Source organism: Agromyces capsici (genome assembly GCF_058349965.1).
Map to the genome: position 1 here is coordinate 2,264,682 of NZ_JBYRET010000001.1, position 15,398 is coordinate 2,280,079.

Here is a 15,398-nt window from a genome sequence, read left to right on the forward strand (position 1 = left end):
TCAGCGGGCCCCCGTGAGCTCGGACGCGTCGCCCGGGACCGCGACCGTCTCGACGGGCGCGTCGAGCGACACGACCGGGATCTCGATGCGGCGGCCCTCGGCGTTCGAGCGCAGGCCCTCCTCGGCGAGGAGCACGCCGCGCGCGCCGGCGAGGAAGTCGTAGTGGTTCGGAGCGTCCTCGACGACGTGGCGGATGAACTCCTCCCACTGCTCCTTGAAGCCGTTCTGGAACTCGCGGTTGCCGGGGCTCTCGATCCAGTCGGTCGCGTAGTCGTGCTCGTCGGCGAGGTCGGGGTTCCACACGGGCTTCGGCGTCGCGTTGCGCGGCTGGATCTTGCAGCCGAACAGGCCCACCACGGCCGAGCCGTGCGTGCCGTCGACCTGGAACTCGACCAGCTCGTCGCGGTTCACGCGCGTGGTCCAGCTCGAGTTCAGCTGCGCGGTGATGCCGCCCTCGAGCTCGAAGATCGCGTAGGCCGCGTCATCGGCCGTCGCCCGGTAGGTGTCGCCGTGCTCGTCGACGCGCTCGGGGATCTCGGTGACCGCCTTGGCGTACACCGACTCGACGCGGCCGAACAGGTTCTCGAGCACGTAGTTCCAGTGCGGGAACATGTCGACGATGATGCCGCCGCCGTCCTCCGCCCGGTAGTTCCAGCTCGGACGCTGCGCAGGCTGCCAGTCGCCCTCGAACACCCAGTAGCCGAACTCGCCGCGGACGCTGAGGATGCGGCCGAAGAAGCCCGAGTCGATGAGGCGCTTGAGCTTCTGCAGGCCCGGCAGGTAGAGCTTGTCGTGCACGACGCCGTTCTTGATGCCGGCGGCCTCGGCGAGCTTCGCGAGCTCGAGGGCCTCCTCGAAGCTCTCGGCCGTCGGCTTCTCGGTGTAGATCGCCTTGCCGGCCGCGATCGCCTTCTTCAGCGCAGCGGCGCGCGCCTTGGTGACGAGGAAGTCGGAGTAGATCTGCCAGCGGTCGTCGGCGAGTGCGGCGTCGAGGTCGGTGGTCCAGTGCTCGAGGCCGTGCTTCGCGGCGAGCTCGGCGAGCTTGGCCTCGCTGCGGCCGACGAGCAGCGGCTCGACCTGGACGCGCGTGATGCCGTCGCTGAGGAGCACGCCACCCTCCTCGCGGATTGCGAGGATCGAGCGCACGAGGTGCTGGCGGTAGCCCATGCGGCCGGACACGCCGTTCATGATGATGCCGATGGACTTCGGGGTCGTCGCGTCTGCCACGGTGATGTTCCTCTTCGAGCCGGGAGCGGGCGACGGACCGGCCGCCGCATCGCTGCGGGAAAGCGTTTACCCGAGTGTAGGACACGGGGCGCGCATCGCGCAACACCTCTCGCGGATTCGTCGTAGTCGGCGCTCGGCGCGGGGGCGGTGCGGATGGTGCGTGGGCGGATGTCGCGACTCGCGCTGTGGCGGTCGCCGATCGAGTTCCGGGTTGTTGCGGGTCGACTCGCACGAAGGCGGGAATCGGCGCACGCGGCGGTCGGATGTCGCGCCCCGGGCAGGCGGTTCGCCGATCGAGTCCCGGGTTGTTGCGGGTCGACCCGCGCGAAGGCGGGAGTCGGTGCGAGGAGGGTGTGCGGCGCGGAGATGTCCGGCGGCGCGGGGCGAGTGCGCCGCGCGCGTCAGCCGCGGCGCGGGGTGGAGTCGCGCAGCACGACCTCGGTGTGCACGGGCGCCTCATCGTCGGCGGTCGCTTCGCCGAGCGCGAGGCGGAGGGCGCGGCGGCCGACGTCCTCGAGGGGGATCCGCACGGTCGTGAGCGGCGGCGTGACGTCGCGCACGGTGGGCACGTCGTCGAAGCCGGCGACCGCGACATCCGTGCCCGGGGTCAGGCCCGCGTCGCGGATGGCCGACATCGCGCCGACGGCCATGACGTCGTTGGCGGCGAAGACGAGTTCGATGTCGTCGATGCCGCCGTCGATGAGCTCCTTCATGCCGGCGTAGCCGCCGTCGCGCGTGAACGCCGGGCGCACGACGCGCTCGAGCGCGCCGCCCGTCGCCTCGAGTCCGGCACGGAACCCGTCGAGGCGCTCGTCGGCGGTGCGGATCCCCTCGGTTCCCGTGATGGCCGCGAAGCGGCGGTAGCCCAGGCCGGTGAGTTCACGCGCGAGCGCCTCGGCGCCGGCGCGGTTGTCGAGCTGGACGGCGCGGAACGGCAGTTCGGTGCTGCTGACGAACGCGACCTGTCCGCCGTTGGACTCGAACGCGCGCAGCTCGGCCTCGAGCGCCGCGTTGTTCGGGTCGCCCTCGCGGCGCGATGCGGCGAGGATCATGACCCGCGGGCGCTGGCCGCGGAGCGTGCGCACGAGCTCGAGCTCGCGCTCGGTGTCGCGCTCGGTGGCGGCCATCGTGACGATGAGCCGTTCGCGGTCGGCCTCGCGCACGACGCCCGCGGCGATCTGCGAGAAGTAGGGGTCGGCGATGTCGGCGACGAGCAGCGCGACGGTCGTGGTGGTGCCGCGCGCGACGGCCTGGGCCGACAGGTTGGGGGAATAGTTGAGCTTCGCTGCGGCGGCGAGCACGCGCTGGCGGTACTCCTCGTTCACCTTGCGGGTGCTGCCGTTGAGCGAGCGGGAGGCGGTCGCGAGCGAGACGCCGGCCTCGCGGGCGACGTCGTGCAGGGTCGCCGGGGCGCTCCGCGTGGTGGGGGCTGCGTCGCCGCTCATGCGTCCTCCGTGGTCAGTCACGCCCGCGTGGGCGGTCCGATGCTACTCCGCGGGTCGTCGGGTGCCCGGGATGTTTCGCCGCCCGCCGTCCGGATGGTAGAAATGGTATCGCAACGAGATAGCGCTTTCCCAGCGCACCGGCACGGATGGCGCGCGTCGCCGCCGGGTGGTGGGAAATCGTTTTCTCTGCATGACGACCGCGACGACTCGAGTGGAGCAGGCGATGGCGCAGCGCGAACGGTACGGACTCATCGGCACGGGCAGCCGCGCGGGCATGTACGTCGGAGCGCTCTCGGGCACGGTGCTCGGCGCCGAGCACGTGCCGGGCATCGCGGAGCTCGTCGCGTGGAGCGACGTGAACCCGGGGCGGCTCGACGTGTACGAGCGCGAGGTCGTCGCGGCGGGACATCCGGCCCCGGCCCGCTACGCGACCGACGACCTCGAACGCATGATCGCCGACGAGCGCCTCGACCGGGTGATCATCACGACGCCCGACTTCACGCACGCCGACTACATCGTGCGGTCGCTGCGCGCCGGCGCCGACGTGGTCGTCGAGAAGCCGCTCACGATCGACGCCGAGAGCGTGCGCCGCATCGGCGCGGCGATCGAGGAGACCGGCCGCGAGGTCATCACGACGTTCAACTACCGCTACAGCCCGCGCAACTCGACGCTCCGCCGCGTGATCGCCGACGGTCGCATCGGCCGGGTCACGAGCGTGCACTTCGAGTGGGCGCTCGACACCGTGCACGGCGCCGACTACTTCCGCCGCTGGCACCGCGACAAGCGGAACTCCGGCGGCCTGTTCATCCACAAGGCCTCGCACCACTTCGACCTCGTCAACTGGTGGATCGCCGCCGCGCCCGTGCGCGTCTTCGCGAGCGGCGGCCTGCGCTTCTACGGCGCCGAGAACGCCGCGGCGCGGGGGCTCGGCGAGCGGCCCGCACGCGGCACCGGTGCGACAGGCGACCCGTTCGCGCTCGACCTCGCCGGCGACGCGCGCCTCAAGGAGCTCTACCTCGACCAGGAGCACCACGACGGCTACCTGCGCGACCGCGACGTGTTCGACCCGGGCATCACCATCGAGGACAACCTCGCCGCGCTCGTCGACTACGACAGCGGCGCGACGCTCAGCTACTCGCTCAATGCGCACGCGCCATGGGAGGGCTACCGCGTCACCGTGAACGGCACGGAGGGCCGCGCCGAGCTCGAGGTCGTCGAGCGCGGCGCCGTGCTCATCGGCGACGACGGCCGCGTGGTCGTCGACCCGAGCATGCACCCCGACCACTCGCCCGTCGACGAGGTGCGCCCCGACATCGAGCGCCTCGTGCTCCAGCGGCACTGGGAGGGTGCGCAGGTCGTCGAGATCCCCGAGGGCATCGGCAGCCACGGCGGCGGCGACGCCTACCTGCTGCGTCACGTCTTCGACCGGGTGACGGATGACGCGCCCCTCGGCCGCGTCGCCGGATACGCCGACGGCGTGCGCGCCGTATCCGTCGGCATCGCCGGCAACCGATCGCTCAAGACGGGCGAGCCGGTGCGGATCGCCGACCTCGACCTCGGCGTCTGACCGCGGGCGCGGATGTCGCGCCATCCGCCGCCCGTCGCGGAGGGCCTTTCGGCCCCACGGCGCGACACGCCCGATGGCAGCATCGCGGGCATGACCGATCCCACGAACCCTCCCGCCGGCTGGTACGACGACGGCCGCGGCGCGCTGCGCTACTGGGACGGGACGCAGTGGACGGAGCACACCGCCCCGCTCGCGCCCGCCGCAGACCAGGGCGCCACCGCCGCGTATCCCGCGACCCCGGACGACCTCACCGCGACCGCGCCGTACGGCTCGGTCCCGCCCGTGGACCAGTCCGCGACCCAGCAGTACGGCACCCAGCAGTACGGCGCGCAGCCGTACGGCACCGCCCCGTACGGTTCGACCGGCTACGGCACCGCGGGCTACGGCACCGCGACCGTGCCCGGCGGCCCGCAGGCGCCCGCGCCTGCCCCGGAGCCCTCCGGCCCGAACGTGCTCGGCATCGTGGCGCTCGTCGTCGCGGCCGTCGGCTTCGTCTTCGCCTGCATCCCGTTCGTGCAGGTCGTCGGATGGATCCTGCTCCCGATCGCGTTCGTGCTCTCGATCGTGGCGCTGTTCCTGAAGGGCCGGAAGTGGCCCGCGATCGTCGCGCTGATCGTCTCCATCGTCGGCGCGATCGTCGGCGCCATCGTGGCCGCCGTCGTCGCGTTCGGCATCTTCGGCCAGCTCGTCGACTCCGGCGTGATCGAGGAGGAGATCCGCGAGGGCATCGAGGAGGGGTTCGGCACCCCGGTGCCGAACGAGTCCGCGGCGCCGGACGAGACCGATTCCGGGGTGGTGGGCGACCTGGCGTTCGGCGAGACGATGCTGTGGAGCGACGACGTCTCGATGACGGTCTCGGTGCCCGAGCCGTTCACCCCGTCGAACCTCGCGGGTGGATCCGACCAGGCGGTCGACCTGGTGTTCACGCTGACCATCGCGAACGACTCGTCCGAGCCGGTGCAGCCGATCGTGGTCTCGCGGCTCGAGTCCGACGGCACCGAGGCGACGCGCATCATCGACGTCGGCGCCGAGGGCGGCCAGGTCGGCATCCCGCCGACCACGCCGATCCAGCCGGGGGAGTCGGTGACGTGGCGGGAGGCGTGGTCCGTCGCCGATGACGGCTCGCTGACGATGCGCACGTCGCCGTCGTTCGTCTACGAGGACGCGGTGTTCACGAACGTCCGATAGCCCGATGGGCGAGCGGAGGGCTCAGCCCGCGTCGGGAGCCGGATGCCACGCCAGGCCGCTGAACAGGCCGCCATGCGGCAGGCTGAGGAGCTCTCGGTACGCCGAGCCGTCGGCGCCGAGCACGATCATCCGGCGGCTCGATCCGTCGTACTCGATCGCGGCGATGCGACCGCCGTCGGGCGACCACGTCGCAGCGATGAAATGGCCTGAGGCGATCGGGTCCGGCGTCCGCGTCGTCGCGACCTGCGGGTCGACCAGGTACAGGGCCGTCTCGTGGGGGTGCACCAACGGGTTGAGGGTCGTCGCCTCGGTCGTCAGTCGCCATGGACCGGCGATGACGAGCAGGCGGGAGCCGTCCGGCGACCAGGTCATGTGCCGGACGTGTCCGAATCCCGGGCGAACCACCTGCCACGTGGCTCCGGTATCGAGATCGACGACGTGGACGGACGGGAGAAGGGCCGCGCCCACCTGCTCGTACGCGGTGTAGGCGACCCGGGCGCCGTCCGGCGACCATGCTTCGATCGGCACGATCCCGGTGTCGAGGTCTCCGACGGGAGGCTGGAGCCGCACCATGCGCGAGACCTCGCCGCTCCCGAACTCGCTGACGCGAAGCTGATCGCCCGCGACGAGGTCGAGAACGGAGGTGCCGTCGGGGGAGAGCCAGGGGTCGACCACGAACCAGCAGCAGCCCCCGCCGCCCTCGACGGCGGTGACCTCGCCATCGGCGGCCATCACGTAGCTCCGTCCGGAGTGCTCGGAGCTCAGCGCGAGCCGCGTGCCGTCGGCGGACCATCCGGCTGCCATGAGGAAGGCGCCCCGCACCTCATCCGGCAGCGCCAGCTCATGGACGGAGGTCGGTTCGTCGGGGTCGACGGCGCGCAGCTCGCGCCCTGCGACGTACACGATGCGTCCCCGCATGGGCTCGAAGACCCCGAGGGCGGTGGTTCCGCCCGGCGCGTCGAGCGCCGTGCCCTGTCCCTGCGTCGGGACTGCCTCGTCGAGCGACGCCGTGCCGGCGATCGCCGCGACCGCGACCGTCGCGACCGCGAGCCCGCCGACGACGAGCCGCCGCCGGCGGGCTCGCCTCCTTGCCTCCTTGATGAGCAACTCGACGGGGTCTGGGATCGGGGGTTCCTCGATGGCTCGGGGAGAGCCGGGCTCGCCGGTCGGCGGGTCGAGCGCGTCGTGCGTGATCGCCTCCTCGTCGGACGGAACGGATGCGAGCCGGCGGATCACAGTGTCGGAGACCATGTCGTCACCTTCTTTGTGATGCTATTATCGCTAGCACCATGTTCTCCGTCAAGGTCGATAGAGCCGAACCGAGCGATCTCTACGAACAGGTCGCCGCGGCGATCCGTCGCGCGATCGCGGACGGCGAGGCGAAGCCGGGTGCGCGCCTGCCCCCCGCCAAGGACCTGGCGGCCGTACTCGAGGTCAACACGAACACGGTGCTGCGTGCGCTCCGTCTGCTGCGACAGGAGGGCCTGCTCGAGTTCCGCCGCGGCCGAGGCATCTCGGTGGCCGGCACGCCGGCGCGAGGGGCCGTCGTGCTGAAGGCGCGCGAGCTCGTCGAGTTCGCGCGGGAGCAGGGATACCGCATCGACGAACTGGTCGACCTCATCCACGAGCTCGACTGAGGCTCCGTTCGGGGGCGATCGCGCCGGGGGTTCCGGCGCGCAGGTCCGCGACGAGGCCTTCGGCCCCGACCCCTGGCTCGTGTCGGGCAACTCGGCGAGTGCGGCGGCTCAGCCCTCGCCGTCGATCTCGGGCGCGCCCTTCGGGTAGGCGAGCAGCATCGCGCCCGACGCGATCCAGGTGGCGCCGATCGCGACGAGGAGCACCTCGGCGCCGACCCCGGCCGCGAGGCCGGCGACGGCGGCTCCGGCCGCCGCGGCCGCCGCGCGCAGCCCCGCGCCGACCGTGAAGACCTGCGAGCGGAGCGCGGGCGGGCTCTGCTGCTTGCGGATGAGCAGCATCGCGGCCGAGCTCGCCGCCGTGAAGAGGCCGGAGATGCCGATCGTGACGATCGCCCAGGCCGTGCCGAGATCGATCGCGGCGAGCACCGTGAAGACGCCGGTCGCGGCGAACCCGGCGCCCATGATGAACTCCGGCGCCCGGTGGGACGGGCGGCGCGAGTTCCACAGCGCCCCGAGGAGCCCGCCCACGGCGAACGCCGTGACGATGATCGGCCCGTCGGCGGGGTCGCCGGCGCGCGAGACCGCGAGGGCGACCGCCGCGATGGCGAGCCCTCCGGCGCCGAACTGGCTGAGCGTGCCGCTCGCGGTGATGACGGCGAGCGGGCGGTGGGTCGTGATGTGGCGGAAGCCCGCGGCGATGGTGGCGAGCATCGAGCGACGTTCGTGCGCGTGCGTGAGCGGGTGCAGTCGCAGCGGGAGCGTGCCGGCGGCGCCGAGCAGCGCGAAGCCCGCCATCAGCAGCGTCGCGCCGCGGGCGGAGCCGAGCGCGGTGGCCGCGGCGACCGCGGCGGGCCCGATGACGGCCCCGAGGTTGTAGGCGAGCGCGTCGATCGCGTAGGCGCGTCGCTCCTCGGGGATGCCCTCGGTGACGAAGCTCGAGAGGCCGCCGAACACGAACGGCGTGGTCGCCCCGGCCAGCACGAGCGCGAGCGCGACGACCCACGCCGGCACGGGCCCGAGGAAGGCCGCGATCGTGAACGCCGCGGCCGTGGCCAGGCCGGCCCCGGCGACGAGCGCCCCGGGCCGGCGGCTGCGGTCGAGCATCGCGCCGGCGATGGGCGCCGAGACGATGCTCGGCCCGAGCGCCGCGGCGGCGAGCAACCCGCCGACGGCGACGTCGCCGAGCTGCTCGACCGCGAGCACCGGCAGCGCGACCGTGATCCCGCCGACGGCGAGCCGCGGCGGGGTGGCGGCGACCAGGTAGCTCGCGACGCCCACTCAGGCGACCGGCGGGGTGGCGGTCGGCAGTTCGAGCACGCCGTCCATCCGGCGCGGGATGCCGAGCGGGTTCGCATCCCGCAGCTCGGCCGGCAGCGCGGCATCCGGTGCGTCCTGGAACGCGATCGGCCGCAGGAACCGGCGCAGGGCGGTGACGCCCACCGAGGTGTGGATGGTCGTGGTCGACGGCCACGGGCCGCCGTGCTGCTGCGCCCAGCTGACGGCGACGCCGGTGGGCCAGCCCGCGAAGAGCACGCGGCCGGCGATCTCGGCCAGCACCTCGACGATCGGCGCGAGCTCCTCTCCGGGCTGGGCGTGCACGGTCGCGGTGAGGCTGCCGCCCACGGCGCGGACGGCCGCGAGGGCGTCCGCGACATCCGCGTACTCGACGATGAGGGTCGACGGTCCGAAGCACTCGTGGAACAGGGCGCCGGGGTCTGCGAGCACGGCCGCGGTGGTGGTGCGCAGCACGACGGGCGCACCTGTGCCGGGCTGCTGCGCCGGGTCGCCGGCGACCACCTCGACGTCGGCGCGGCGTGCGAGCCCGCCGACGCCCGTCGCGAAGGCCGCGGCGATGCCGTCGGTCAGCATGGGCACGGCGGATACCTCGGCGACCGCCGCACCGACGCGCTCGGCGAAGCCCGACCGGACGGGCACGAGCACGACGCCGGGGTTCGTGCAGAACTGCCCGGCGCCCAGCGTGAACGAGCCGGCGAGCCCGGCGGCGAGCTCATCGGCCCGTGCCTCGAGCGCGGCCGCGGTGATGAGCACGGGGTTCACGGCGCTGAGCTCGCCGTAGAACGGGATGGGGTCGGGGCGCCGCTGCGCGAGGTCGAACAGCGCCCGGCCGCCGTGCAGCGACCCCGTGAAGCCGACCGCGCGGATCTCGGGGTGCTGCACGAGCGCCACGCCGGTCTCGTGGCCCTCGACGTGGCCGAAGACGCCGTCGGGCGCGCCGGCGGCGAGCAGTGCGTCGGTGACGACCTCGGCCGTGCGGCGGGAAAGCCGGATGTGCGCCGGGTGGCCCTTGACGATGACCGGGCAGCCCGCCGCGAGCGCCGAGGCGGTGTCGCCGCCCGCGACCGAGAACGCGAACGGGAAGTTCGACGCGCCGAACACCGCGACCGGGCCGAGCGGGCGGAGCATGCGGCGCAGGTCGGGACGCGGCGGGATGGTGGTCGGGTCGGGGTGGTCGATCGTCGCCTCGAGGTAGGAGCCATCGAGCACGGCGTCGGCGAACAGCCGCAGCTGCGCGGTGGTGCGGGCGACCTCGCCGTTCAGCCGGACCGTGCCGAGGTGCGTCTCCTTCTCGGCGATCGCGACGAGCTCGTCGCGTGCGGCGTCGAGGGCGTCGGCGGCGGCGCGCAGCCACGCGGCGCGCTCGGCCGCGGTCGACGCGACGGTCACCGCGAAGGCGCGGCGCGCGGCGGCGGCGACCTCGTCGAGCTCGGCCGCGGTCGTCGCGGCGGGCGTCGTCTCGATGGCGGCGGTCTCGGTCATGCTTCCTCCGTGGGTCGAGCGGATGCCGCGGCATCCGCGTGCGCGCTCGTGAATCGTATGCCGAGTCCCTGACGCCCCGTGGTGGACACCGTGGCGCCCGACACGGCGACGGGCGACGGCTCGGCGAGTGCGCCGAGCGTCTCGAACGAGGCATCCTCCACCGACTCGACGGGGTGCTCGCCCGGCAGGGCGAGCGCGAGCTGCGCCGAGAGCTCGAGCAGCAGATGCGGGGCGAGGTCGGTGCCGCGCTCGGCGGCCAGCTCGGCGATGCGCAAGAACGGCGAGATGCCGCCCACGCGCACGACGTTCGGCTGCACGACGTCGACGGCGCCGGCGTCGATGAACTCCGCGAAGCGGTAGTGCGTGTACACGTTCTCGCCGAGCGCGACGGGCACCTCGATGCGGCGCCGCAGCTCGACGTGGGCGGCGAGGTCGTCGGCGCGCAGCGGCTCCTCGATCCAGGCAGGGTCGAACGTGGCGAGCTCCCCGATCGCGCGTTCGGCCTGGTCGAGGTTCCAGCGCTGGTTCGCGTCGATCATGAGCCGCCGGTCGGGGCCGATCACCTCGCGGACGGCGGCGATGCGCTCGAGGTCGCGCGCGAGGTCGGGGCTGCCGACCTTGACCTTCACGGCGTCGAATCCCGCCGCCATCCAGCGCTCGGCCTGCTCGACGAGCTCGTCGAGCGGGTAGTGCAGGTTCACGCCGCTGCCGTACACGGTCGCGGTGTCGTGGCGGCGGCCGATCAGGTCGGTGATGCCGACGCCCGCGCGGCGCCCCGCGAGATCCCACAACGCGAGGTCGAGCCCGGCCATGGCGATGGTCGTGATGCCGCCGCCCCCGCCCTCGTGCAGGTGTGTCCAGAGCGGTTCCCAGAGGGCGGATGCCTCGGCGTCGCGCCCGATCGCGAACGCCGCGATGTCGTGGTCGAGGTGGGCCCGCACCGCCGCCGCGCCGATCGTCGGCGTCCACGAGAACCCGTACCCGACGGCGCCGTCGGAGTCCTCCACCGCGACCTCGACGACCGAGAGGTCGCGCACGTCGGGCCCCCACGGCCGGAGCAGCGGGATGCGGATCGGCCTGGTGGCGAGGCGGGCGATCGTGGCGGTCACCGTGCGGAGGCCTCCGCGGCGGCGAACCGGGCGGCGAGCGCGGCGGCGAGGTCGAGCCCCCGATCCAGGATGTCGCGCAGCCGCGCCTCCTGCTCGGGCGTCGGGTCGACGAGCGGCGGCCGCACCGACCCGACCGCGAGCCCGCGCAGCCGCAGGCCGGCCTTGATGAGCGACACCCCGAAGCCGGGCGTCTCGTCGCGCAGGCGCACGAGGGGCGTGTAGAAGTCGCGCAGCAGCGCCATCCGCGTCGTCTCGTCGCCGTCGACGTACGCCCGGTAGTGCAGCGCGGCGAGCTCGGGGATCATCGCGAACGCGGCCGACGAGTACAGCGGGATGCCGATGCCCCGGTACGCGCCCTGGCTGAGCTCGGCGGTGAGCAGGCCGTTGAAGAACGCCCAGTCGTCGCGGCCCGCGGCCTCGGCGGCGAGCACGATCTCCTGCGCGAGGCCGACGTCGCCCGTGCCGTCCTTGAAGCCGACGACCTTCGGGTTGGCGGCGAGGCGCGTGACGGCGTCGGCCGTGTACCGGGCCGTGCCGCGGTGGTAGACGATGACGGGCAGGTCGGATGCCGCGGCGACCGCCTCGACCCACGCGACGAGCCCGGCCGTGGTGCCCGAGACGAGGTACGGCGGGAGCAGCAGCAGGCCGTCGGCGCCGGCCTCGGCCGCGCCGCGCGCGAGCTCGATCGCGTGGCCGAGCGGGCCGCCCGCACCGGCGATCACCGGCACGCGGCCGGCGACCACGTCGACGCTCGCGCGAACGACGTCGATCGCCTCGCCCGCCGACAGCGCGTGGAACTCGCCCGTGCCGCACGCGGGGAATACGCCGCCCGGGCCGAACGGCAGCCGGGTCTCGAGGTGCTCGGCGAGCACGCCGAGGTCGACGCGGTCGTCGGCGTCGAACGGGGTGACGGGGAAGAACAGCACGCCGTCGAAGTCGAGGCGGGCGGCGGGCGCGGGCGTGGTCATGCGGTCCTCGTCTCGGTGGGATGCGGTTCGGTCGAGGGTTTCCGTTCGGCGCGAGTGTGCCCGTCCGAACGGGCCGACTCGGCCCGAACGGACACACTCGTTGATGCCGGCCCTGCGGCTGGGGCGACTGGCGCGCTGGCGGATGTCGCCGACCAGTGTTTCCGTTCGGGCCGAGTGTTGCTGCTGGAACGGTCACGCTCGGCTCGAACGGAAACACTCGGCAGATGCAAGGCGGATGCCGTGTCGGCCGCGGCCGCGGCGGCGGCGAGCTCGGCCCGCCAGTCACGCGCCGGCGTCCAGCCGAGGCGGTCGCGCGCCTTGGCGATCGAGAACACCGGCGCGGTGCCCACGAGCGTGTCGGCCGCGGGGCCGAGAGATGGCGCGAACTCGCGCCACAGCTCGGCGACGGACCGGGTCGCGAGCGCGTCGGCGGCGCCGACGAAGAACCCCTCGCCGTCGATCGCGTCGACGGGTGCGGCGAGCCAGGCGTCGACGAAGCCGGCGACATCGCGCGCGTCGACGTAGTTGAACAGGCTCACGGCCGCGAGCGCGGGGTCGGCCAGCCGCTCGGCGACGGTGTGGCCCTGCTGGGTCGGCGCCCCCGCCCACTCCTCGGGCGAGATCACGTAGCAGGGCCGGAAGAACCCGAACGCGCCGGGCGCCGTGCGCCCGAACATGCGCACGGTCTCCTCGATGACGACCTTCGACAGGGCGTACGCGTTCGCCGGCTCGAGCGGATGCGTCTCGTCGATCGGCACCGCGGCGGCGCGCCACGCGGGGGAGGAGTATCCGATCGGCGTCGGGCTCGACGCGGCGAGCACGCGGCCGGCACCGGCGGATGCCGCGGCCGAGAGCACATCGTGCGCGAGCGCGGTGTTGGTGAGCAGGATGTCGCGTTCGGGCGCGCTGAACGGCACGGCGATGCCGGCGAGGTGCACGAGCGCGTCGGGCCGCAGCGCGCCGAGCACGTGGGCGGCGGCGCCCGGCTCGGCGAGATCGACCGCGCGCTCCTCGACGCCGTCGAGCCCGGTCGGGGCGCGGTCGAGGCCGATCACCTCGTGGCCGGCCGCCGCGAGTCCGCTTGCGAGCGAGCGCCCGAGCCGTCCGGACGACCCGGTGACGACGACGCGCATCGATGCTCCTGTCTGTCAACGCGAGAGAAATCGCTTTCTCGGCGGAAGCCTAGGCGAGATGCGGGCACGCCGGCAAGCCGGGCGCTACACTGAGGAACCGATTTCCCGGCGCGCATCCGGCGCGCCGCGCCATCCGGAAGGGGACGCATGGGCGAGCGCAGCAGGGGCGTGACGATCTCCGACGTCGCCGCGCACGCCGGTGTCTCGCCGGCGTCGGTCTCGCGCGTCCTCAACGGGCGGCAGAGCGTCGACCCCGACATCGTGCGCCGCGTGCAGGCGTCGATCGCGACGCTCGGCTATGCGCCGAGTCTCGTCGCGCGCAGCCTCGTGCACGGGCGCAACACGACCGTCGCCATGGTGGTGCCCGACCTCGAGAACCCGCTGTTCCAGGGCATCCTCAAGGGGCTGAGCCTCGCGGCCGCCGACGACGGATACCGCGTGCTCGTCGCCGACACCGCCGAGCGGGTCGACGACGAGGAGACCACCGCGATCGAGGCGCGCCAACGCTGCGACGCGCTCGTGCTGTGCGCACCGCGCATGCCCGAGGCGAAGCTGCGCCGACTCGTCGAACGGGTCGCGCCGGTGGTCGTCGTGAACCGCCCGCTGCCCGACCTCGACGTGCCGATCGTCGGGGTCGACTACGTCCGCGGCATCCGCGACCTCGTCGACCATCTCGTCGGTCTCGGTCACCGGCACCTCGCGTACGTGACCGGCCCGGAGACGAGCTCGTCGAACGCCGAACGCCTTCGCGGCGTCGACGAGGCACTCGCGATGCACCCCGGCGTGCGCATCGACAAGATCCCGGGCGGCTCACGCCCCGAGGACGGTGAGACGGTCGCCATCGCCGTCCTCGACGCGCACCGCGGCGGCGTCACCGCGGTCATCGCGTTCAACGACCTCGTCGCGCTCGGCCTGCTCGCCCGGCTGCGCGAGCTCGGCGTCGACGTGCCCGGCGAGCTGTCGGTCGCGGGCTTCGACGACGTGCCCATGGCGCGCTACGCGACGCCCCGCCTCACGAGCATGTCGGTGCCGCGCACCGAGATCGGCGCGCAGGTGTGGGCGCGGCTGCGCACCCTCATCGGCGGCGGACCGGTCGAGCACACCGTGCTCTACCGCCCGCGGCTCGAGGCCCGCGAGAGCACGACGGCGCCCGGCGCGATCGGCACGCGCGCGTGAGCGCGTTCGCGCCGGCGCCGGCCCATCCGGGCGTCGACCGTCCGACCAAGCGTGCGCGCGTGCTCGAATTGCTCGAGCGCCGGGGTGCGCCGGCACTCGTGCTGCGCTCGCACGCGGCCGTCGCGTGGGTCCTCGACGGGGCGCGCACGCACGTGTCGCTGGCCGGCGACCCCGTCGTCGCGGTCGTGGTGCGGCCGGATGGCGACGAGCTGCGCGTCTTCGCGAACGAGGCCGATCGGCTGCTCGCCGAGGAACTCGGCGACGCCGCCGACCTCGAGGTCGCGCGCGTCCCGTGGCATGAGCCGCTCGTCCCCGCGGGACTCGACGCCCTCGACGAGATGGAGGTCGCGGCCGACCTTCGCTTCGCCCGCGCCTCGTTGCTCCCCGGCGAGCTCGCCCGCTACCGCGTCCTCTGCCGCGAGGTCGCCGTAGTGCTGACGAATGCCGCGCTCGCCGCGGCGCCGGCCGACTCCGAGCGGACGGTGGCCGCGCGGCTCGCGGGCGACCTCGTGGCGCGCGGCATCGACCCGCTCGTCACGCTCGTCGCCGGACGCGCCCGCCTCGGCCACCGCCATCCGCTGCCCACCGGCTCATCGCTCGGCGACCGCGCGATGCTCGTCGTCTGCGGACGTCGTCACGGCCTCATCGCGAACGCGACACGCTGGGTACGCTTCGGCCGCGACGACCCGGCCGAAGCGGATGCCACGCGCCGCATCCTCGACGTCGAGGCGACGTTCCTCGACGCGACCATGCCCGGCGCGACGCTCGGCGACGCGTTCGCCGCCGGCATCGCCGCGTACGGCGCGCACGACTTCGACCCCGACGAGTGGACGCGCCACCACCAGGGCGGCGCCGCCGGCTACGCCGGCCGCGACCCGCGCGCCGTGCCCGGCATCGCCGACGTCGTGCAAGCCGGCCAGGCGTTCGCGTGGAATCCGACCGCGCCCGGCGCGAAGGTCGAGGACACCGTGTTGGTCGGGCCCGAAGGGATCGAGGTGCTCACGGTGGATCCGCGCTGGCCGACGGTCCGCGTCGCGGGCCGCAACCGGCCGGTCGAACTCGCGCGCGCGATCGTCTGACCGGCACGGCAATGGAGGGGGCATTCCCTCGCGCCCACTCCGGTACTCCGGTACTTTCGGTACTTCGGTACCGATACTGTGCGGAGAGCCA

General features: G+C 73.7%; 13 protein-coding genes. 5 read left to right on the forward strand and 8 right to left on the reverse strand.

The features are described from left to right. Together AC3RKB_RS10665 and AC3RKB_RS10670 are read right to left on the reverse strand one after the other, a co-directional pair. Positions 1-1,188, reverse strand: a complete 1,188-nt coding sequence (locus AC3RKB_RS10665) for a Gfo/Idh/MocA family protein (RefSeq protein ID WP_491436811.1) — start codon at positions 1,186-1,188, stop codon at positions 1-3. Positions 1,189-1,628: 440 nt separating this feature from the next. Continuing rightward, complete coding sequence (locus tag AC3RKB_RS10670; protein WP_491436122.1) at positions 1,629-2,672, reverse strand: LacI family DNA-binding transcriptional regulator; 1,044 nt, start codon at positions 2,670-2,672, stop codon at positions 1,629-1,631. Positions 2,673-2,862: 190 nt separating this feature from the next. Between AC3RKB_RS10670 and AC3RKB_RS10675 the strand changes: the two genes are divergently transcribed. Together AC3RKB_RS10675 and AC3RKB_RS10680 are read left to right on the forward strand one after the other, a co-directional pair. Beyond that, positions 2,863-4,239: a Gfo/Idh/MocA family protein gene (locus AC3RKB_RS10675; RefSeq protein WP_491436123.1), complete on the forward strand. Its 1,377-nt coding sequence runs from the start codon at positions 2,863-2,865 to the stop codon at positions 4,237-4,239. A gap of 90 nt (positions 4,240-4,329) precedes the next feature. Then, entirely contained in the window at positions 4,330-5,427 is a 1,098-nt protein-coding gene (locus tag AC3RKB_RS10680; protein WP_491436124.1) for a DUF2510 domain-containing protein, read from the forward strand. 21 nt (positions 5,428-5,448) lie between these two features. Here the strand turns inward: AC3RKB_RS10680 and AC3RKB_RS10685 are convergent, their stop codons facing one another. Further along, the gene (locus AC3RKB_RS10685; protein WP_491436125.1) at positions 5,449-6,678 is read right to left on the reverse strand and encodes a TolB family protein; all 1,230 of its coding nucleotides are present in this window, start codon (positions 6,676-6,678) and stop codon (positions 5,449-5,451) included. 38 nt (positions 6,679-6,716) lie between these two features. Between AC3RKB_RS10685 and AC3RKB_RS10690 the strand changes: the two genes are divergently transcribed. Then, complete coding sequence (locus AC3RKB_RS10690; protein WP_491436126.1) at positions 6,717-7,064, forward strand: GntR family transcriptional regulator; 348 nt, start codon at positions 6,717-6,719, stop codon at positions 7,062-7,064. A gap of 108 nt (positions 7,065-7,172) precedes the next feature. On the opposite strand, the gene AC3RKB_RS10695 is transcribed toward AC3RKB_RS10690, so the two are convergent. The 5 genes from AC3RKB_RS10695 to AC3RKB_RS10715 are packed head-to-tail and all read right to left on the reverse strand — an operon-like array spanning position 7,173 to position 13,052. Beyond that, entirely contained in the window at positions 7,173-8,342 is a 1,170-nt protein-coding gene (locus tag AC3RKB_RS10695) for an MFS transporter (RefSeq protein ID WP_491436127.1), read from the reverse strand. Next, positions 8,343-9,842: an aldehyde dehydrogenase (NADP(+)) gene (locus AC3RKB_RS10700; RefSeq protein WP_491436128.1), complete on the reverse strand. Its 1,500-nt coding sequence runs from the start codon at positions 9,840-9,842 to the stop codon at positions 8,343-8,345. Further along, positions 9,839-10,951 carry a mandelate racemase/muconate lactonizing enzyme family protein gene (locus AC3RKB_RS10705; RefSeq protein WP_491436129.1) on the reverse strand — a complete coding sequence of 371 codons (1,113 nt, stop codon included), beginning with the start codon at positions 10,949-10,951 and terminating at the stop codon, positions 9,839-9,841. The genes AC3RKB_RS10700 and AC3RKB_RS10705 overlap by 4 nt, the downstream gene beginning before the upstream one ends. Next, positions 10,948-11,919, reverse strand: a complete 972-nt coding sequence (locus AC3RKB_RS10710; RefSeq protein WP_491436130.1) for a 5-dehydro-4-deoxyglucarate dehydratase — start codon at positions 11,917-11,919, stop codon at positions 10,948-10,950. Before AC3RKB_RS10710 ends, AC3RKB_RS10705 begins: the two co-directional genes overlap by 4 nt. Further along, positions 11,916-13,052 carry an NAD-dependent epimerase/dehydratase family protein gene (locus AC3RKB_RS10715; protein WP_491436131.1) on the reverse strand — a complete coding sequence of 379 codons (1,137 nt, stop codon included), beginning with the start codon at positions 13,050-13,052 and terminating at the stop codon, positions 11,916-11,918. The genes AC3RKB_RS10710 and AC3RKB_RS10715 overlap by 4 nt, the downstream gene beginning before the upstream one ends. A gap of 147 nt (positions 13,053-13,199) precedes the next feature. Between AC3RKB_RS10715 and AC3RKB_RS10720 the strand changes: the two genes are divergently transcribed. Continuing rightward, entirely contained in the window at positions 13,200-14,228 is a 1,029-nt protein-coding gene (locus tag AC3RKB_RS10720) for a LacI family DNA-binding transcriptional regulator (protein WP_491436132.1), read from the forward strand. Then, positions 14,225-15,307, forward strand: a complete 1,083-nt coding sequence (locus AC3RKB_RS10725; protein WP_491436133.1) for a M24 family metallopeptidase — start codon at positions 14,225-14,227, stop codon at positions 15,305-15,307. The genes AC3RKB_RS10720 and AC3RKB_RS10725 overlap by 4 nt, the downstream gene beginning before the upstream one ends. Positions 15,308-15,398: the final 91 nt, after the last annotated feature.